Below are 19,731 nucleotides of genomic sequence, written 5' to 3' on the forward strand. Positions count from 1 at the left end.
TCATGATTGTCAAGTAATCAATATTATTTGTGAATATTCTGTTTGTCGAAGATGAAGCCAAAATTGCTAACTTCGTCCGGGCTGGATTGAAGGAGCAGGGATTTGTCGTAGACTACTGCGACAACGGTGATGACGGATATCTGCGGGCATTAGATAACGAATATGATGCGATCGTACTTGATATCATGGTGCCAGGTAAGGATGGGCTATCGATTCTCAAACAATTACGGCACTCAGGGCGGAATACACCAGTGATTTTATTAACGGCTCGTAATGAACTGGACGATCGCCTGTCCGGTTTGAATTTGGGAGCCGATGACTATATAGCCAAACCGTTTTTTGTGGAAGAACTAGCAGCTCGAATTCATGCAGTTGTGCGCCGGAGTGTGGGCGAGCGCCAAAATTTGCTTGTGGTTGAGTCGCTCAAGCTCGATCGCATCACGCGGGAAGTCACCTACAATCAACGAGCGATCGAACTTACCAGCCGCGAGTTTAATCTCTTGGAATATCTCATGCGCTCTCCCGGACGAGTTTTCACCCGTACTCAAATCCTAGAACACGTTTGGGGCTACGACTTTAACCCCAACACCAACGTCGTTGATGTTTGTATCCAGCGAATTCGCAAAAAAATTGACCCCATCGATGAAGCAGACCCCATTGAAAGCATTCGCGGTGTTGGATATCGGTTTCGCAAGCCAGACGATAAACTATGAAACGCCGTTCGTTTCGACTGCGGATTGCCCTGTTGTCTGCGGGTTTAGCTGGAAGTGCATTAGTTGGATTTGGTGCAGTCTCTTGGTTTCAGATTTACGAAGCTAAAATCAGCCGCCTTGACGCAGAACTGTTAAATCAATTAATGCGGGCAAGCCGTCCACCTGAACGCCCACCCGAAGCAGAACGATGGCAGCGCTACGAAGACTCACTAAGCTATACCTTAGGAACAAATACAAAAACTCCCGTTGCACTGTTAGTGCTTGACGCAAACAGCAACAGAATTTATCAATCCGATGAAGTGCAAGCCGACCTCGACTTGAATCGTCTGTTACTTGGGCGAATTGGGTTGACACCTCAGCCACCGTCCCTGAATAGAGAACGACCTCCAAGACCTCAGAATACAAATCCACCTTTTCCTCCCCCACGCCCACCTCAATTTGTCTCCCAGCAAACAGCGACAGCAACTTGGCGGATTGCGGCAGCCCGATTTCCCAATGCTCAGGTTGCCATTGCCGTTAGCCTAGAAGCCGTTAACCAAGAGATGGCTAGCATTCGCAATATCTTTCTTGTATCAATTCCCGGAGCGCTTTTGCTGGTTGCCGTCGGGGCATGGGTAGTTGCTGGTAGTGCCTTGCGTCCCATCCATCAATTAACAGGCGTCATTCAACAGGTAACCGTCAAAGGGCTAGATCAGCGGATTCCCATTGGCACAACGGACGTTGAATTTGTGGAACTGATTCGCGTGTTTAACCAAATGCTGGAACGCCTGGAACGCAGTTTTACCCAAGCTTCTCGCTTCAGTGCTGATGCTGCTCACGAACTGAAAACCCCACTAACCATTCTCCAAGGCGAACTAGAACGAACACTGCAACAAGTTGACCCTGGATCGGAAGTGCAACAGCGCTTAAGCAACCTCTTGGATGAGGTGCGCCGCTTGAGCGGCATTATGCGGAAACTTTTGCTGCTGTCTTTGGCAGATGCAGGACAAATGAGCTTGTATTTGGTTGAAGTGGATATGTCTGAGTTGCTGATGGAGATGCTAGAGGATGTGGAACTGCTGGCTCCTCATTTGAGTGTGCAAAGCGATATTCCTGATGGTTTAAAAGTACAGAGCGATCGCGATCTCCTGATTCAAGTTCTGCAAAACCTCTTGAGTAACGCCATCAAATATAATCTCCCCAACGGTTGGATAGAAATTCACGCTCATCAAACTCAAACAACGCTCCACGTCACAATTACCAACGCATCAAAAGATATTCCAGCCAGCGATCGCTCCCGGCTTTTTGACCGCTTTTATCGTGGCGATCGTGCCCGCACCCGCAAAGTCGAAGGAATTGGACTCGGACTGAGCCTAGCCCGTGAAATTGTTCGGGCACATGGTGGCGATCTCACCCTTGACTCAACAACATCTGTTGGTCAAACAGCATTTACCCTTAGTTTGCCGCAGAGTGACAAATTTGTGTCATCAAGCTGAGCCTTACCGAAACAGCGATCGTTGGTCTGTTGTCCCCTTACAGCCAGTGCGATCGCTTCTTAGATTACAGTACTGAGGAGTGGAAAGCCCTGGGAGAGATGGGTATTAAGGATGCTAATGAGTTTATAGCTATTCTCTGGCAGGAATTAGAAAGTTTAAATTTATAATTACATTTTTTTAATCCCGGAGATTTTCATGCATCATTACCTAACGTACGTAAGTGATTACCCTGAATATCTCGAAACGAATGGAAATAATTTCTAACACCGAAAATTTGTCTATGGCATCTAGCCAAGTAGTAGAAAATAATCACCAACAAGGAAAGGTGTATTTCATTCGACATGGTGAAAGTACCAGCAATGAACGCAATATTTTTGCAGGTGTATTAGATGTAGATTTGACTGCATTTGGTAGATTGCAAGCGCGTCAAGCAGGTTCTGATCTCAAGAAAAAAGGTGTGAAATTCGATGCAGTATATGTCTCTCACATGAGACGCGCCAGGCAAACTTGTGAAATTGCACTTGCTGAAAGTCAGGCGCTAAAGTCTCCTGATACTCCCATTCACATCGATCATCGAATTAGCGAAAAATCTTTTGGTATTTTTGCAGGTTGTAACCTGAATTTGCTGCGTCTAGCTTGTAACTTCAACTGTGAAGTATATAGTCTATGGATGGACATTACTGAGATGGGTATTTGGGCTATTTTTAATATTTTCTGGAATTTTGTATCAAAGCCCTGGTGATTTGTACAAAGTTATGTGGGTGCTTTTTTTGATGGTTCCACCCGCCCTTACTTCCCCAGTTTTATCAGTGCTTTGGGGCGGTAATCTTTATCCCTCAGCTATCTTATCAAAGACTTTATCAATCATCACTCCAGTGGCACTGGTTGTGACATTTGGCTTGGCAAAACAATTACCAATTAACTCTTCCAGCCTGATATTTTTTGGTGTCATTCTAATTGTTGGTTTGGCAATACCGGGAGCTTTAGCTCAGTTTTGGCGTGATAAATCTCCTGTTGAATCAAACCACCACAGCAAGAACTGGAAATTTATCGGAGTGCTTGCTGTTGCATTAATGGCTTTGGCAACTGGGTTTCAGTTTACTCCATCAACATTCATTTCCGACTTATTTTCTTCAACAGATGCAAACCGTTCTCTAGCCTGTTTGCAACAACTGGCTCTAGCAACATTAGTCTTTATCTTAATACGCCTTTTTGCCGTCTTAACTTCAGTATTGACAAAAGGCAAGCTGAACAAGGCAGAAGCTAGGGATGCTTATATTCTGCTTGTGAACCCCAACTTTTTTTTTCCTTTGGGCATCTCTTTTTCTTGAAGTTAGTGCAACTGCAAATCCCGAAGCCGTAAGATATGCAATTTTTTGGGCAGCCTTAGGATTTTTCTCCATACCACTAATAGAGCAGATATTGTTTATGAATTCATTTGGTAATCAATTATTGCGAGAAACACTGCGTTCTTCGAGAATGGCAACAGAAGATATCAAAAAGCTTTTCCTGGAATTGGCGACTTCTTCAGCCAACCATAATCAGCTGAATTTTACAAGTGATATAGGCAACTACAGAGGGCAAACTGTTCAGATTGCTAATATCATAGGCTGAGGTATAAATCTATCTCGGTTGATATTGAGTCTGGAGTAAGAAATATTACGTACATATGAAAAGCCAAATTCTCGCCACAGCCACATTTTTAACTTTCGTTAGCCTCGCAACAACCGTACAAGCAGCGAATTCTGAACACGTGAAACAATTATTGGCAACTAAACAATGTCAAAACTGTGATTTGACTCATGCAGGTTTAGTGATGGCTGATTTATCTGGAGCCAATTTAAGCGGTGCTAATCTTGCAGGTGCAAACCTCAGCCGTGCAAACTTGAGTGGTGCTGATTTGCGGGGTGCAAACTTGAGTGGTGCTAGTTTATTTGGTGTTAACCTGAGCGAGGCTAGATTTAGCGGCGCAAATTTGGCGGGTGCTGATTTGAGAAACAGCTATTTAACAAATGCAGAATTAAATGGTGCTTACCTGAATGGTACTAACTTCCAAGGTGCAGTCGGTATACCATCACAAATTGCTTCGCCAGAGGATTTTTATGCTTTGGGTGTAGCACAAGGAGAAAAAGGCAACCACCAGCAAGCAATTAGTTATTTTAGTCAAGCGATCGCCATTAAACCAGAATATGCAGGTGCTTATCTAGCTCGTGGTATCGCCCGCTACCAAATATTAGATAGACAAGGTGCATTGGTAGATGCCCAAGTTGCTGACAAATTGTTTACATCCCAAAAAAATACCTCTGGAACCCAAACAGCCCAAGCTTTTATTAAAGAACTGCAAACCCCCTATACTGAAAAAGTAAGCTCTGGTAGCCCTAGTTTCGTTGACTTTTTCGGCAGTGTTGGCTCAATCTTGCTTCAGTTTTTGCCTTTTTAGGGAGTGGGGAGTAGGGAGTGGGGAGTGGGGGATCAGAATTAATAATCAATGCCCAATGCCCAATGCCCAATGACAAATGACAAATGACCAATGACTAATGACGTTATCCAATGAATTATGGACGGCAAATCAAGATTTAGCCAAAGCGTGCCTAGAGCATCCTTTTGTTCAAGGCATTGGCGATGGTACTCTTGAACGAGTGAAGTTTGCTTACTACGTTGGGCAAGATGCTTTTTTCTTAGAAGCTTTTGCCCGTGCGTATAGTATCGCCGCAGCTAAAGCACCAGATTGGGTAGGTTTCACGACATTTCATAACTTAGCTGGAGGTGTGTTAGCAGAACTGCAATTGCATAGCGGCTATGCTTCCCAGTGGGGAGTTAATTTGCATTCTGTGGAACCTGGAACCGCTACCCGTCGCTATACTGATTTTTTGTTAGCAACTGCTTGGGGTCAAGATGTGGGTTTAACCGCTGCGGCGATGTCTCCCTGTATGCGTTTATATGCTTTTTTGGGAGAACAGTTGGCTAGTAATGGCATTCCTAATCATCAATATGCAGACTGGATTCGGACTTACAGCAGCGCGGATTTTCAGCCATTGGCACAGCAATTAGAAAATTTGGTTGACAATTATGCCACGGTTAATGCTGTTGTGCATTCAACCTACCGTTATGCGATGTTGTGTGAGTATGACTTTTTTCAGGCTGCATGGAGTTTGTAGGAATTTAGGCTAGAAAGTGGTTTGGACAGTTGGGGGATGATTTTTTGCACGCAGAGACGCAGAGGCGCAGAGGGAAGAAGAGATGAGGGAGATGAGGGAGATGAGGAGTTGACAGTTATCAGTTATCTGTTAACTGTCCAATGCCCAATGCCCCATACTTCGGCTTCGCTCAGTACAAGTGCCCCATGCCCTATGCCCAATAAGTATCTAAAACAGTACTCTTGTTCTACTATAAACTGATTAAAGATAGTATTATTAAGGACTGTTTCATAAGAAACTCCTTTTTTGCCGCCCAATATGTCAGACCCACAGCTCACAGTATCCCCGAAGTCTCGTTCAGAGCAAGCCAATGCTCAGGCTTCTCTGTTGAATGGACATCTCCCCTCGCACAATAGCCAGAATACCATTCGGATTCGGGGTGCTAGGCAGCATAATCTGAAAAATATTGACTTGGAATTGCCACGCGATCGCTTGATTGTGTTCACTGGCGTTTCTGGTTCTGGTAAGTCTTCTTTGGCGTTTGATACGATTTTCGCTGAAGGTCAACGTCGCTATGTGGAATCCCTCAGCGCCTACGCAAGGCAATTTTTAGGACAATTGGATAAGCCGGATGTGGAGGCGATTGAAGGCTTAAGTCCAGCCATTTCCATTGACCAAAAGTCAACGTCTCATAACCCCCGTTCCACTGTGGGTACGGTGACGGAGATTTATGACTATTTGCGGCTGTTGTTTGGTCGCGCTGGCGAACCCCATTGTCCGATTTGCGATCGCTGTATTGCACCCCAGACAATCGATGAGATGTGCGATCGCATTCTGGAATTACCAGATCGTACTCGTTTCCAAATTCTTGCACCCGTCGTTCGGGGGAAAAAAGGCACACAGCGTAAGCTTTTGTCAAGTCTAGCTTCCCAAGGTTTTGTCCGTGTGCGTGTTGACGGCGAGGTGCGCGAACTATCAGATTCCATTGAATTGGATAAAAATTTAACTCACACCATCGAAGTAGTCATTGACCGCTTAGTGAAAAAAGATGGTATCCAAGAGCGTTTGGTTGATTCTTTATCTACGTGCTTAAAACAATCCGGTGGCATTGCGACCATAGTCATTGGTCATGAGTCATCTAAGGAAACCCCGTCTAGTACCGAAGGCGGGGGGTCTGAGGAAGAATTAGTATTTTCGGAAAATTTTGCTTGTCCAGAACATGGGGCGGTGATGGAGGAATTATCGCCGCGATTGTTCTCGTTTAATTCACCTTACGGTGCTTGTCCCCATTGTCATGGAATTGGTACTTTAAGAAAATTTGCGCCGGATTTAATCGTACCAGACCCGGAAGCACCAGTGTATGCTGCGATCGCTCCTTGGTCGGAAAAAGATAATTCTTATTATTTGGAATTGCTCTACAGTGTAGGGCAAGCTTATGGATTTGAATTACAAACAAATTGGAGCAAGCTGACAGCAGAACAGCAGCAGACTCTTTTGTATGGAGAAAAAGAAGAAACTACAAAAACAGATAAAAAACAAATTTTTAAAGGTATTGTTCCAATTTTACAACGGCAATATGAAGGTGGTTCGGAGTTAGTTAAGCAAAAATTAGAGCAGTATTTAATCGATCAGCCCTGTGATGTTTGTGGGGGAAAACGGTTAAAGCCTGAAGCTTTGGCGGTGAAGTTGGGACAATATGGAATTTTAGATTTAACTAGTGTATCGATTCGGGATTGTCGAGAGAGAATTGAGCAATTCAAGTTGAGCGATCGCCAGTTGCAAATTGCTGATTTAGTCCTCAGAGAAATTAAAGCCAGATTGCAATTTTTGTTAGATGTCGGTTTAGATTACCTCACCCTTGACCGTCCAGCAATGACCCTTTCTGGTGGCGAAGCCCAACGCATTCGTTTAGCAACACAAATTGGTTCTGGTTTAACAGGAGTTCTCTACGTTTTAGATGAACCAAGTATTGGTTTGCATCAACGAGATAATGGCAGATTGCTGAAAACTTTAACGAAATTGCGCGATTTAGGTAATACCTTAATTGTCGTTGAACACGACGAAGAAACAATTCGTGCAGCCAACTATATAGTTGATATTGGCCCTGGTGCAGGAATTCACGGCGGAAATATTATCGCCCAAGGTGATTTAGAAGCATTATTAGCAGCAGAAGATTCGTTGACGGGTGCTTATTTATCAGGAAGGCGAGTAATTAATACGCCACCAGAACGCCGAGACGGAAATGGACGCAGCTTAATCATTAAAAATGCCCATCGCAACAATTTAAGAAATATAGATGTAGAAATTCCATTAGGGAAACTTGTTGCTGTGACTGGTGTATCTGGTTCTGGAAAATCTACCTTAATTAACGAGTTACTTTATCCATCATTACAACATCATTTAACGAAGAAAGTTCCCTTACCGAAAGACTTAGAGAAAATTCAGGGATTAAATGCAGTTGATAAGGCGATTGTAATAGATCAATCGCCCATTGGACGCACACCACGTTCTAATCCTGCAACTTACACAGGAATTTTCGATGCCATTCGGGATGTGTTTTCCCAAACAGTAGAAGCCAAAGCTAGGGGTTACAAACCTGGACAATTTTCTTTCAATGTTAAAGGTGGACGTTGCGAAGCTTGTAGCGGACAAGGTGTGAATGTTATTGAAATGAACTTTCTCCCTGATGTTTACGTGCAATGCGAAATTTGTAAAGGTGCAAGATACAACCGGGAAACATTGCAAGTGAAGTATAAAGACAAATCTATTTCTGATGTTCTCAACATGACAGTTGAGGAAAGTTTAGATTTTTTCCAAAATATTCCCAAAGCGATCGCCCGTTTGCAAACTTTATTTGATGTCGGCTTGGGTTATATTCAATTGGGACAACCTGCGACAACTTTATCAGGTGGTGAAGCGCAACGCGTAAAATTGGCAACAGAATTATCTCGACGCGCCACAGGTAAGACACTGTATTTAATAGATGAACCAACAACAGGGTTATCTTTTTACGATGTCCACAAATTGTTAGATGTATTGCAAAGATTGGTGGATAAAGGCAATTCAATTTTAGTAATTGAACACAACTTAGATGTGATTCGTTGTGCAGATTGGGTGATAGATTTGGGGCCAGAAGGTGGCGATAAAGGTGGAGAATTGATTGCTGTGGGGACACCGGAGGAAGTTGCAGCAAATCCGAAGTCTTATACTGGGCAATATTTGCAGCATGTTTTGCAGCAGTATCCAGCGGTGAAAAAGTAGTAATGATGCATTAGCTTGACTCTTGTGGGATGGGCGTCTCGCCATTGGTGTCAAGTTAAAGCTGAAGCCCAAATGTCAAGCGACCTGGCGGCGTTGCGTCGGTGTCGTTGACGAGCAGCTTTGACTTGACCCATAGAACGTTGATGCTCAACCAACCAAGGAATGAGCTGTAATTGTGAATTCTGCGATCAGTAGGCAAACTCTCAAGGCGTTGAGATAACGCTTGACGACTCACTGACATGGCCTCTACCCACAATAATCCTTCGACTTCTAGGCAGCGCAGCACATCTGTTAAATAATGTATTTGTCGGTACAGTAAACTCAGTACTATTGCTGCCATCACAGGTAGGGTTAGTACGCGTAGGCTTTGCCCGCCGAAGGCATCGCGCAAGCTCCGTTCTTTATCTTTTACCCCTTTGAGATTGGCAAATGTCCCTGGAGTGACTAGCTCAATCAACCGTGATTCTATTTCCTCACTTGTTGGGGCAGGGGAAGTTACCTGATGTCGAAAGTCTGGATTTCCTTGTTTCTTTCGTGGCTTAGTCATGGCTATTCTCAACACCATTGTGTTCAGTTTAGCCATTGAGTTCTACCCACTTGACAAGAATCTAATTTTCTTAACTTGACACCAATGGCATCTTGCCCGCCCAGTTCATAGGGCGGGCGAGACGCCCACCCCACAATAAATAATTGGATATTTTTTTATTTGGAAGTCCCTTAGTTGAGTGCAGCAGCGATGTCTACGACAAGGCTTGCGCCAACGCATCCCCTAACTGTTTCAATGTTCTTTCTTTTACAAAGTCAGCCGCCGCCCGTGCAGACTCCGCTAAGATAGTGTCTGTGTTAGGTGTTAATTTCAGCGCACCACCCAAGTAGCCGAGTGACTTGACATAAGAATCAGATAAATTAGTCGAAGCCAGTCGTTTTACAGTCTGATAATCGCCGTTACGAAAGGCAGATAGAGCATGAAGATGTAAATCATTTTCAGGATTTCCCAAAACATTCAGAATTGCAACAACAGCTTCATTGACTCGTTCTAGTGTTAATTCTTGCATTTGTATAGCTTGCATAGTTATCTCCAGTTTTCAAAATTTTCACACATCACCTGGGACAAGTACAGTATGTCCCAGTTAGCATCCAAGTGTTCTTTTACAATAATTAGAGCAAAAAGCTTATAACTGATGTTTGGCAAACCGATTTGTCACCAACGTTTTGACAAATAATGTTGTTGTCGTCAGTGAAATTTATTGCCTAGCGGATTCATCCCTGGGCTGGTTTTGTATTCTGACTTCTGATTTTTAACACAGTTTGGGGGTTTAATTCCCCTGCCTCTACAGGCAGAACGTTTTGTGTCGGGGTTAAATCCCCGTTACAAAACGTAATTACGAATTACGAATTACGAATTACGAATTATTTTAAATTTCCTATGTGTAAGTCAAGTAGAGAATAAATCTCTATTAATCAAGATATAACCTGGCGTTAATTTTGACTCATTAGATTGTATGACAAACTTAAAAATTTTTGTCTAGTTAAGTGACCTAAATTGCAAACAAGCTTTTGTTAACACGAGGTTATTAACTATTCAAAATCTGTGGCATTTCACGTCAAGAATTGATGGCTTTTTCTGTCAGTAATCAAGATTTGCCTTTACGAGATTTTTTATGTCGCAAGAGAGGATAGTTTGATGTCTACATTCAGTCGCAGACAAATTTTAATCTTTTTTGCTGGCAGTGCTGGTGCTGCTGTGTTGGGAGACACCATTCTAGATGGTATTTCTAGTGTTGCAGGAGCAAATAATACGCCACTGAGCTTTACACCAGTGCGTTTACCCCATCCGCTACCCGCTTATCAACAGCAGAAAAGTTTCTTGCCGACGGGAATCGGTCAGGGACAGGTACTCAATGCATCTGCAAATGCAAAGTTAAATAGCTACAACGTACTTGATGATGTGGTAGTGCCACCAGAGTACGAACGTTATGTAATTGTCAGCTGGGGCGATCGCGTATTTCCCAATAACGATGATTATTTCGGCTACAACTGTGATTATACAGGTTTTATTCCCCTTGGCAGAACCAATGACGCAGGTTATTTGTGGGTCAATCACGAATACGTCAGTTTTCCTTTTGCCGATCTAGTACCAGAAACTCCAGCTGATGTTAAAGGATTCCCTACGGCCTTTGAATCAGTAATTGGCTGGGCTTTACCTACCACCAGAGGTCTTGAATTTGACGGGGAAGCTTTATATAACTTAGGCGGTTCAATCGTCCGTATCTCCAGCCGTAATTCCAATAACCGTTATGCTGTGGTCAAAGGTGATGCGAGAAATCGTCGCCTTCATGGCCTTTCTGGGTTGGGAATTAATAGCCAAAGGAGTGATGAATATAAAAATGTCACTTCTTGGGGAAGTCGCAGCCACCAGAAAGGTGACCAAAACTATTTAATCGGAACTGGCCCAGCCGCAACTCAAGTATTTAACCTCTCCTCCGATGGACTAGGTAACAAAATTATTGGCACTGCCTATAACTGCTCTGGCGGTACAACTCCTTGGGGAACTATTTTAAGTGGTGAAGAAAACTTTCAAGGAAGTACGGCATTTTTCGTTGGTGTCACCGAATCGGTCACCTCTAATGGTACTCAAACAGGTTACACCGATGGTACCACTGGTAAGACCTTCGGTTTAGTTGGGGAAAAATACGGTTGGATTGTGGAAATTGACCCCGTTAATCCCAATTTCCGCCCTCGCAAACACACTTGGTTAGGTCGTTTCCGCCATGAAAACGTCGGTATCCGTGCCGAAGCTAAAAAACCATTAATCGCCTATCTGGGAGATGACAGACGTGGGGGACACACCTGGAAATTTGTCAGTGCAGGTGTGATTTCTTCGCCAACCAGTAAAGCCAACAGCAGCTTATGGGAAAGCGGTACTTTATATGTCGCCCGTTACAATCCAAATGGTACGGGTCAATGGATACCCTTAAATTTGAACACTCCCACTAATCCCATTCCCCCATCGGTAATTTCTTCTGTGGAGTTTGCCGCTTTGGGTTCGGCTCAAAGAAATGGTCTTTTATCCCTACCAAGACGCAATGGTGTTGCAGGTCAAACCACAGATGGTGGTTCCCTCCCAGTCGATCGCACCAATGAAGCAGAGAGACTACCTGCTTATCAAGGTAAGAAGCTATCTGATTTCTACACTTCCCAAGGTGCTATCCTCACTGATGCTTTCTTAGCAGCCAACTTGGCCGGCGGCACCCCCACCGCACGTCCAGAAGATTTGGAAGTGCATCCGACCACCAAAGAAGTTTTCATTGCTTATACTGATGGTGCGCCGGGAAGCGACGGTTATCCAGATTCCCGCATTTTCCAGGTTGCCAAGTTAAGTACAGATCCTAACGCGACTCAGCAATCTGGAGGATTGTACAAGATTATTGAAGATAGTGCCGATGGTACAGGTCTAACCTTCCGTTGGCAGAGATTTGCCCAAGGTGGAGAAGCCGGATCTATTTCTGGTGCTGGTTTTGCCAATGTAGATAACCTAGTCTTCGATAATAAAGCAAATATCTGGGGTGTAACGGATATGTCTACCGACACTCACAATGGTTTTGGCCTTGGTGCTGCCGGAACTCCGACTACCATCAATCATGCAGTTGCTGGTAATGTTTCTTCCTTTACCGGAGTTTTTGGTAATAACTGGCTATTCTACATTCCTACTACTGGTACTCATGCCGGAAAGTTAATACCTTTTGCTCATGGACCAGTGCGTTGTGAGATGACCGGCCCAACTTTTGTAGGAGATACTCTAATTATTGCCGTACAACATCCTGGTGAAAATTGTCCGATTAATGACGGAACAATACTGAGTCGGGATATTGAATTACTCGATTTGAATGGTACTACATTCAATCAGGTTCGCACTGTACCTCGTGGCAGTAGTTGGCCAAGTAACATCACAACCGCTGACGGTGGTAAGGGTCAACCTCAAGGTCTACCCAAACCATCTGTGATTGCCATCAAACGCAAGAATCCTACTGGTAGTTTTATTTAGGAAAATTAATGTAGAGGCGTTAAATAATAACGTCTCTACATTAATTTTCACGTTGACTCTAGTTTGTTACTCCAAATGCTTTTTTCTTGCGCTTCATCCCTAAGGCCATAGCAGCGGCGATCGCTATACCACCAACAGTCATCGGTTCTGGTACGGGTGTACTCTTAGTATAGGTCACTGTACCCACCTCTGTTGTAGACAATAAGTCAGCACTGAGAATGCTATAAAATTTTGTTCCTCCTGTATTTGGGTTACCAGGATCGTTACCAATAAAAAACTGATCTTCAACTAAATAGCTCAGTCCTGACAGGTTACCATTTGCAAAGCTGACTACAGGAGATACTGGGTAATCAAAATCACTCGCCTCTGTATACTGAGTACCCAAGTAGTCGAACAAAATGGATAATCCATTGCTAACCCCTAAAGTTTCGTCACCTATCCCGGTTAAGGTGGAGTCATCATACTGAAAAGAGCCAAAATATTGACCAGGATTATCGCCAGATGTCGCATTCACGCTGAAACCGTAATTAACCAAGGCAGCTTGTGTTGGTTTAGCAACAGCACCAACCGAGATAGCAACTGCAAAAGCAGCAATACTAATATCTTTAGCTAATTTCATCAGAAAATACTCCAAAGCTCAAAAGCGAATAATTCTGTAATTTCACTTAAATAAGCTTTGAACCAATGTGTGTAGGTTAAGAAATAACCAACAAAAGATGATCTTCGTTAAATCTTCAATTTTGTCAGGTAGATATAAACTTTGTGTAAACAAACATCCCTGTGCAAATTGCCGTTGTGATAATTTTGGCATTGCCAAAACTTCAGATCGCAATCATCTTCACCAAGGAGGCCGTTAATGACTGTTAACCGTTAACAGTCAACACTCAACGTGAAATCTTTAAGCAGCAACAAAAATATCTGCATTAGTTAAGGCTAGTGCAGTATTAAGCGTAGCAAATTGAATTTTGGCGATCGCTCCTGTACCATCTTGATCGAAGAACAGAGCGCCAGTGCTTCGATCATACATGAATCTCTGACTACTTGTAGTGGCTGTTGAACCGATCGCAAATCGGCTAGCGGCGATCGCCGCACCAGCAACTAACCCGCCACCAAAACCAGCGGCAGAAACAACAATCGTATCATCAACAACCCTAAAATCAGTAATTCTATCAGTCCCTTCACTACGGGAATTGAAAGTAAAGCGATCGCTCCCCGCGCCCCCTGTCAGTGTATCGTTACCAGTACCACCGATGAGGATGTCATTCCCATTACCACCAAGGAGAGTATCAACACCAGAGCCACCATTGAGGGTATTATTGCCGCTATTACCAGTAATGACATTATTGAGACTGTTACCTGTACCATTAATTGCGGCTGTACCAGTCAAAGTCAGGTTTTCTAAGTTAGCGCCTAAAGTGTAACTAATAGAAGACTGGACAGTATCCGTACCTTCATTCAAGTTTTCTACAATTACATCTCCAGTGCTATCGATAACGTAAGTATCGTTACCAGCACCGCCACGCATTGTATCATTACCTCTACCACCATTGAGCGTATCATTGCTTACTGTTGATGTAGCAGGAAAGCTCAAGTTCAGCGACCAGTTCTTAAGTGTCCCTACACCTCCAACATATTTATCAGTAACTTCTAGTCTCCATGTACCATTAGGATTTTGATAATCAAAAGCTGATAGTAATCCCTGTGGTCGAAAAGTGCCAGTAAACGGAGCATTACCAGCCGTAATTGATGTTGTGGCTTCATCATCTAATACTGTGGAGGTGAAATTACTGAAAATACTCCCCACACCTGTGAATAATGTCACACGAGTTCCTGTAGGACTAATCAGGAAAACATCGAGGTGAGAACTATATGTCTGGGTAATATTTAAGGTGACGTTGACATCGGCGATCGCACCACTTAAAGCACTGACTGTGAGATTAGAATTAATGGTAGATTCATCAGGGATATTGAGAGCAGATGTGTTACTGAACGTATAAGTTTGGTAGGTGAGCGGTATATCACCAATCAAAATATCATTGCCCCTACCACCAGATAAAACATTGGCAGCACTGTTACCAATAATAGTGTCATTGCCATCGCCACCAAAAGCATTTTCGATAGTAGTTCCTGAACTGATGGTTAATTTAGTTCCATTGAGGGTACTTGTAGAACCTGGAGTCAAATTTATGGTGGAGTTAGAAGTAATCGCCGCCGCATTAATTGTATCGATACCAGAACTATCAGTCAGTGTAGTTGCGCCATAGATGCCATATTCATTGGTGTAGAAATAAGTATCATTGGCGGTATCTGTATCCCCATATAAATGCAATTTCCAACTATTAAAAATGCCGGTATCTGTAGGGCCTAAATCCTTGATTCTGAGTGTCCAAGTACCAGCACTGCTTTCTCCCCAATGTTGCGTACTGGAGAGTTTAAATATAATATTATCTCCATCATCTTGCTTATTACCTGGACGGTTAATCAAACTGCTTATAGTTCCACTAGGAGAAATCAGTTCAACCACCAAATCACCCCGATAAGGATGAGTTAGATTGAGTTCTACTTCTACCCAATCAATTTCTAAACCCGCAGCAACGGTAAAAGAGCGACTAATTCCTGTTGTATTATTATCTGGAATAGCCAAGCCTAAATTACCAGAATTATAAGAAAGAGATTTCTCATTGTTAAATCGACTTTGTTTTTGCCAAGTCTCAGCTAAACGCACAGCAGCAAGAGCATCTACCAAGCCAAATCCATAGTCGTGGCTGACGTGTAAACCTCTTCCATTCCAGTTGTTAGCACCGTTATATTGCCAAATATATTTCCCCGCATAGTTATTAGGATCGTTGCGGCGAGCAGAATAGGCGAGAATTTCTTGGATATCTCGATAACCTAAATTGGGATTGGCTTCCAATATCAAGGCGACTACCCCAGAAACTTGAGGAGCAGCAATTGAAGTGCCAGTCAAACGAGTATAGTCTGTAGAACTATAGCCAGCAGATCCGAGGCGATCTGTAGTGAGAAGGCCGACACCACCATATGATTCACCAAAGGCAGAAACTAGAATCGAAGCACCAGGAGTACTGTAATAAGTTGCCCAGCCATACTCAAGATCAATTGCAGCTACTGTAATGACGTGACGAGAATTTTGAAAGTTGTGATAGTTGGTATTATCGCCTGCTCCACGACCATCTCCGGCAGCAAAGATAATCGCAGTTCCTAATCCATTACGTCCATTAGTAACAGCATTAGTAAGTGCTTGCCCTGCTTGTGGGAAAGTATAAAAATTATCGTCAAATCTCTGAAAACTCCAGCCATTGTTGACAACATCGAAACTCGCAGCACGCGACAGAGCATCAATCACATTAGCCAAAGAACCAGGAACAGCTCTAATACCTGCAATCTTGGCATTATAAGCCACACCCACAGTACCAACACCATTCGCTTCAGCAGCAATAATACCTGCTACTGCTGTCCCGTTATTATCATTAGCCAGAACTGGTAAAGGATCAGAATCTTGGCCGATAATGTCATAATCTCTCGTTTTGTCGTAATTATTATCCAAATCGTAGTGGTTATAGTCAACTCCATCGTCAATCACACCAACTAAAACACCACGTCCTGTATAGTCGTCCCACACATTCACTACATTGAGATCAAGACCACGACGGCCATATGTGTACTGGTAGAGATAGATTTGATTCTCAAGCTCAGAAGGGAAAGTAGGCATAAGTTTCTCTCTTGTATTATGCGAATATTTCAATGCCAGTAAATAGCCTGATGATCTGAAAATGCTGGATGTTTACTCTGACTTTATGAAAATTTTTGATACTTAAAATCTTTAGCAATTCACAGAGTAAATAAAACACAGAAATTAGTCCTTCAGCTTTTATGCAAACTTAGATGCAACTTTCAGTATCGATATCAGCATAATTGTGTATGTAAAATTGCATAAAAGTGTATTGCCTTTTGCACTCATCTATGCAACGTTGCAATTGCTCACCCCAAGCTTCAGACTAGATATCAGTTGCTACAACTGACACGCAAGAGAAAAATTTATGATCCAGCAATCTAATTGCAATTGGTGGTGGCGTTTAGGACTATTGCTCAGTTTGACTGTCACAACAAACGCCAAAGCCTTAGCTCAAGTCACAGCCGACGAAACATTAGGAACACAAGTTATAGATATTGGTTTAAATTCTTTTATTTTGGATGGAACAACAGTCGGTAACACCAACTTATTCCACAGTTTTAGCAATTTTAATGTTCCTAATAGTGGTGCAGCAATTTTTATCAATGAACCCAATATCGCCAATATCTTTGCACGAGTAACTGGTGGAACACCCTCTGATATTCAAGGATTGATTAGCGCTCAAGGTAGTGCTAATTTATTTTTGATGAATCCCAATGGAATTATTTTTGGCAGAAATGCTCAATTAAATATTGGTGGTTCCTTGGTAGCGACTACAGCTAACACAATTCAATTTCCTGGAGCTGCTGAGTTTTCTTTAAGTTCACCAGTTGCACCAGAAAACACATTACTCAGTGTTAATCCTAGTGCATTTTTATTTAATCAAATTGCGAAGCAAGGTGCGAACTCGATTGAAAATCGGGCAAGTTTATTCGTTCCTACTGGTAAAAGTTTAATACTGCTTGGTGGTCTTGTTGCACCTACCTCTGAATCTAGTGGGCAAATCTTCATGGATGGTGGAACAGTTAGAGCTTTCGGTGGTAGGGTAGAATTTGGTGGATTAACAGCACCAGGAACAGTAGGACTCAATTTTGATGCTAATAATCTACGCCTGAGTTTTCCTGATGGTGTAACAAAAGCAGATATTTCATTGGTGAATCAATCTTCTGCTATAGCTGTTGGAGCCAATGATGGCGATATTGTAGTTAATGCCAACGATTTTAATTTACTAAATTCCAGTAATTTGTATACAGGTATAGTTGTTAATCAAAGAATTCCATCAGTCCAAGCAGGTGATATCTCAATCAATGCAACTGGAATTGTAACTATAGCTGACCAAAGTCATATAGGGAATGTTGCTCTAGAACCTGGAAATACTGGAAATATCAATGTTGTTGCTGAATCGCTGAAAATAATCGATGGTGGTGAAATTCGGGCAACTGCCACGCAGGGTAATTCAGGTGTTGTTAACATCAAAGTTAACGATACAATTTCTCTATCAGGAAGAGGTGGAACTCTTCCTGATGGAAGTTTGAGTCCTAGTGCGATTACAAGTAATGTGTCTCCTTCGTCGGCAAATCTTTCAGTAACAACTAGTGGAAGAAGCGGTGGCATTAATATTCAATCACAAAATCTTTTACTGACAGATGAGGCTTTGATCAGTGCAACCAATTTGTTAGCAGATGATTCTGGATATATTAAAATTCAAGCTGATAATTCAATTAGTTTAAACGATTCAGCAGCTATCTTTTCAAGTGCTTATGGAAAAGGAAATGCAGGTAATTTATCAATTATTACCAATCATTTGATTCTAGAAAATAGTTCTCAGCTATCAACTAATACCTTTGGCAGTGGTAATGCCGGGAATATTAATATTGCAGCCAGAGATATTAGTATAGATAATTCTTTTATAATTGCATCTGCACTTTCTCTTCCAGGAGTTATTTCTAATGTTGGTAATGCTGGGAATGTAAATATTCAAACTGGGAAGATTAGTTTAACAAATTCTGGATCTATATCTTCTGTTTCTGGAGAACCAGAACCCGGTGAAATAATTGGACGTGGTGGAAACATCAATATTACAGCTACTGATTCAATAGAAATCGATTCTCAAGGTTCAACAGATATCCTTACTGGTATTGTGGCTAGAACTTTTAGCAGTAGCCGTGCTGGTGATATAAAACTAGAAACTAAAAATCTCCTTGTAAAGAATGGCGGTTCTATCAGAGCAGAAGCAGGTAACAATTTAGGAGGCAATGCAGGTAATATTACTATCAATGCATCGGATTATGTTGATTTGATTAGTTCAAACCGTAATTTTCCTAGCTTGCTTATTACAGGAGTTTACCCTTTCAGAGAAAATATAGTTCCTGTAGGCAATGGCGGTGATATAACAATTAATACTAAACGTTTGCAGTTAACAAACGGAGCTATAAGCGCTGCAACTTTTGGCAAGGGGAATGGTGGTGATATCTCTATTTTCAGCAATGAGGGGGTTATTGTTGACAACAGTACAATTAATAGTCGCGTAGGAGTCGGCGGAGTCGGGAATGCTGGAGATATTCAAATTCAAACACGAAGGCTGACTTTAACTAACGGTGGTCAAATTGATGCTCTAATTTCTGAAGCAGAGAGGGGTTTACCTGCTGGACAAGGTAGAGGTGGAAATATTCGCATAGATGCTGCTGATGCAGTGACTATATCAGGAACAAATACAGATGGATTTTACAGCTTAATATCAACTGAAACCCAATGGGGAGCGTTTGGTCAAGGGGGAGATATTATAATTAATACAGATTATTTCCTTGTAGCAAACGAAGGCGGTGTATCTGCATTAACAGACAATTCTAGTAACGGAGGTAATATTACAATTAATGCTCGTGTATTTGAAGCATCTAATGGTGGAGTTATAATTACAGGAACTCTCGGTAGTGGTAAATCTGGTGATATTACTATCAATGCCACAGACAGGATCGCTATTTCTACAAATTTAGATAGTGTGACTGGCTTATTTGCAGGTACTAACTCTACTGGAAACGGTGGAAAAATATCTATATCTACAACTAACTTTAATTTATTTACAAATGATTTAAACTTGCCTAATAATCTCGCTGTAGTTTCTACACGCAGTCTGGGACAAGGTATTGCAGGCGATATCAATATTACTGCAAAGGAAAATTTCAATGCGAGTAATGGTGTTATCAGCGCCCGATCTGAACAAGCAGGCGGTGGCAATATTGATGTCACTGCGAGAAATATTAACCTGCGAAATAACAGCGATATCCGCACTGATTTATCTAGTGGTAGCAGTAGAGGCGGTAATATTTTCCTCACCGCAGATACTATCATCGCTTTAGAAGATAGCGACATTGGTTGAGTCGATGGGGGATATTATTCCCCGCACCTCTCA

At 42.4% G+C, this 19,731-nt stretch carries 15 protein-coding genes; 11 read left to right on the forward strand and 4 right to left on the reverse strand.

What is annotated here, in order from left to right; genetic code table 11:
* Positions 1–29: 29 nt before the first annotated feature.
* From IQ276_RS08445 to uvrA, 9 genes are all read left to right on the forward strand, one after another.
* Positions 30–713 carry a response regulator transcription factor gene (locus IQ276_RS08445; protein ID WP_235115529.1) on the forward strand — a complete coding sequence of 228 codons (684 nt, stop codon included), beginning with the start codon at positions 30–32 and terminating at the stop codon, positions 711–713.
* A complete protein-coding gene (locus IQ276_RS08450) occupies positions 710–2,188 on the forward strand; it encodes an ATP-binding protein (protein WP_235115530.1) in 1,479 nt (492 codons plus the stop codon). Before IQ276_RS08445 ends, IQ276_RS08450 begins: the two co-directional genes overlap by 4 nt.
* 29 nt (positions 2,189–2,217) lie before the next feature.
* Positions 2,218–2,355: a hypothetical protein gene (locus IQ276_RS08455; RefSeq protein WP_193914884.1), complete on the forward strand. Its 138-nt coding sequence runs from the start codon at positions 2,218–2,220 to the stop codon at positions 2,353–2,355.
* A gap of 113 nt (positions 2,356–2,468) precedes the next feature.
* A complete protein-coding gene (locus IQ276_RS08460; protein WP_228042899.1) occupies positions 2,469–2,930 on the forward strand; it encodes a histidine phosphatase family protein in 462 nt (153 codons plus the stop codon).
* Positions 2,931–2,943: 13 nt separating this feature from the next.
* The gene (locus IQ276_RS08465; RefSeq protein WP_235115531.1) at positions 2,944–3,519 is read left to right on the forward strand and encodes a hypothetical protein; all 576 of its coding nucleotides are present in this window, start codon (positions 2,944–2,946) and stop codon (positions 3,517–3,519) included.
* Positions 3,520–3,616: 97 nt separating this feature from the next.
* Positions 3,617–3,802, forward strand: a complete 186-nt coding sequence (locus tag IQ276_RS08470; RefSeq protein WP_228042897.1) for a hypothetical protein — start codon at positions 3,617–3,619, stop codon at positions 3,800–3,802.
* 55 nt (positions 3,803–3,857) lie between these two features.
* Positions 3,858–4,628 carry a pentapeptide repeat-containing protein gene (locus IQ276_RS08475; protein ID WP_193914842.1) on the forward strand — a complete coding sequence of 257 codons (771 nt, stop codon included), beginning with the start codon at positions 3,858–3,860 and terminating at the stop codon, positions 4,626–4,628.
* A gap of 97 nt (positions 4,629–4,725) precedes the next feature.
* On the forward strand, positions 4,726–5,346 hold the full coding sequence (locus IQ276_RS08480) for a TenA family protein (RefSeq protein WP_193916594.1): 621 nt from the start codon (positions 4,726–4,728) through the stop codon (positions 5,344–5,346).
* Positions 5,347–5,643: 297 nt separating this feature from the next.
* Positions 5,644–8,586 carry an excinuclease ABC subunit UvrA gene (gene uvrA / locus IQ276_RS08485; RefSeq protein WP_228043024.1) on the forward strand — a complete coding sequence of 981 codons (2,943 nt, stop codon included), beginning with the start codon at positions 5,644–5,646 and terminating at the stop codon, positions 8,584–8,586.
* A 55-nt stretch (positions 8,587–8,641) separates the two neighbouring features.
* Here uvrA and IQ276_RS08490 read toward each other — a convergent pair whose 3' ends face one another.
* Together IQ276_RS08490 and IQ276_RS08495 are read right to left on the reverse strand one after the other, a co-directional pair.
* On the reverse strand, positions 8,642–9,169 hold the full coding sequence (locus IQ276_RS08490; protein ID WP_235115532.1) for a hypothetical protein: 528 nt from the start codon (positions 9,167–9,169) through the stop codon (positions 8,642–8,644).
* A 157-nt stretch (positions 9,170–9,326) separates the two neighbouring features.
* Positions 9,327–9,656, reverse strand: a complete 330-nt coding sequence (locus IQ276_RS08495; protein ID WP_193916596.1) for a hypothetical protein — start codon at positions 9,654–9,656, stop codon at positions 9,327–9,329.
* A 614-nt stretch (positions 9,657–10,270) separates the two neighbouring features.
* On the opposite strand from IQ276_RS08495, the gene IQ276_RS08500 reads away from it, so the two are divergent.
* Positions 10,271–12,631: a PhoX family protein gene (locus tag IQ276_RS08500; RefSeq protein ID WP_193916598.1), complete on the forward strand. Its 2,361-nt coding sequence runs from the start codon at positions 10,271–10,273 to the stop codon at positions 12,629–12,631.
* A gap of 58 nt (positions 12,632–12,689) precedes the next feature.
* Here the strand turns inward: IQ276_RS08500 and IQ276_RS08505 are convergent, their stop codons facing one another.
* Together IQ276_RS08505 and IQ276_RS08510 are read right to left on the reverse strand one after the other, a co-directional pair.
* Complete coding sequence (locus IQ276_RS08505) at positions 12,690–13,250, reverse strand: PEP-CTERM sorting domain-containing protein (RefSeq protein WP_193916600.1); 561 nt, start codon at positions 13,248–13,250, stop codon at positions 12,690–12,692.
* 279 nt (positions 13,251–13,529) lie between these two features.
* Complete coding sequence (locus IQ276_RS08510; protein WP_193916602.1) at positions 13,530–16,361, reverse strand: proprotein convertase P-domain-containing protein; 2,832 nt, start codon at positions 16,359–16,361, stop codon at positions 13,530–13,532.
* A gap of 328 nt (positions 16,362–16,689) precedes the next feature.
* Between IQ276_RS08510 and IQ276_RS08515 the strand changes: the two genes are divergently transcribed.
* Positions 16,690–19,698, forward strand: coding sequence for a two-partner secretion domain-containing protein (locus IQ276_RS08515; RefSeq protein WP_193916604.1), 3,009 nt, complete (start codon positions 16,690–16,692; stop codon positions 19,696–19,698).
* The last annotated feature ends 33 nt before the right edge of the window (positions 19,699–19,731 follow it).

The organism is Desmonostoc muscorum LEGE 12446 (assembly GCF_015207005.2).
Taxonomy (GTDB): domain Bacteria; phylum Cyanobacteriota; class Cyanobacteriia; order Cyanobacteriales; family Nostocaceae; genus Nostoc; species Nostoc muscorum.

Excerpts from the sequence above, each read along its gene's own strand:
- IQ276_RS08450 (WP_235115530.1), top strand. The coding sequence starts at position 710 with ATGAAACGCCGTTCGTTTCGACTGCGGATTGCCCTGTTGTCTGCGGGT.
- IQ276_RS08460 (WP_228042899.1), top strand. The coding sequence starts at position 2,469 with ATGGCATCTAGCCAAGTAGTAGAAAATAATCACCAACAAGGAAAGGTG.
- IQ276_RS08465 (WP_235115531.1), top strand. The coding sequence starts at position 2,944 with ATGTGGGTGCTTTTTTTGATGGTTCCACCCGCCCTTACTTCCCCAGTT.
- IQ276_RS08470 (WP_228042897.1), top strand. The coding sequence starts at position 3,617 with ATGAATTCATTTGGTAATCAATTATTGCGAGAAACACTGCGTTCTTCG.
- IQ276_RS08475 (WP_193914842.1), top strand. The coding sequence starts at position 3,858 with ATGAAAAGCCAAATTCTCGCCACAGCCACATTTTTAACTTTCGTTAGC.
- IQ276_RS08480 (WP_193916594.1), top strand. The coding sequence starts at position 4,726 with ATGACGTTATCCAATGAATTATGGACGGCAAATCAAGATTTAGCCAAA.
- uvrA (WP_228043024.1), top strand. The coding sequence starts at position 5,644 with ATGTCAGACCCACAGCTCACAGTATCCCCGAAGTCTCGTTCAGAGCAA.
- IQ276_RS08490 (WP_235115532.1), bottom strand. The coding sequence starts at position 9,169 with ATGGCTAAACTGAACACAATGGTGTTGAGAATAGCCATGACTAAGCCA.
- IQ276_RS08495 (WP_193916596.1), bottom strand. The coding sequence starts at position 9,656 with ATGCAAGCTATACAAATGCAAGAATTAACACTAGAACGAGTCAATGAA.
- IQ276_RS08500 (WP_193916598.1), top strand. The coding sequence starts at position 10,271 with ATGTCTACATTCAGTCGCAGACAAATTTTAATCTTTTTTGCTGGCAGT.
- IQ276_RS08505 (WP_193916600.1), bottom strand. The coding sequence starts at position 13,250 with ATGAAATTAGCTAAAGATATTAGTATTGCTGCTTTTGCAGTTGCTATC.
- IQ276_RS08510 (WP_193916602.1), bottom strand. The coding sequence starts at position 16,361 with ATGCCTACTTTCCCTTCTGAGCTTGAGAATCAAATCTATCTCTACCAG.
- IQ276_RS08515 (WP_193916604.1), top strand. The coding sequence starts at position 16,690 with ATGATCCAGCAATCTAATTGCAATTGGTGGTGGCGTTTAGGACTATTG.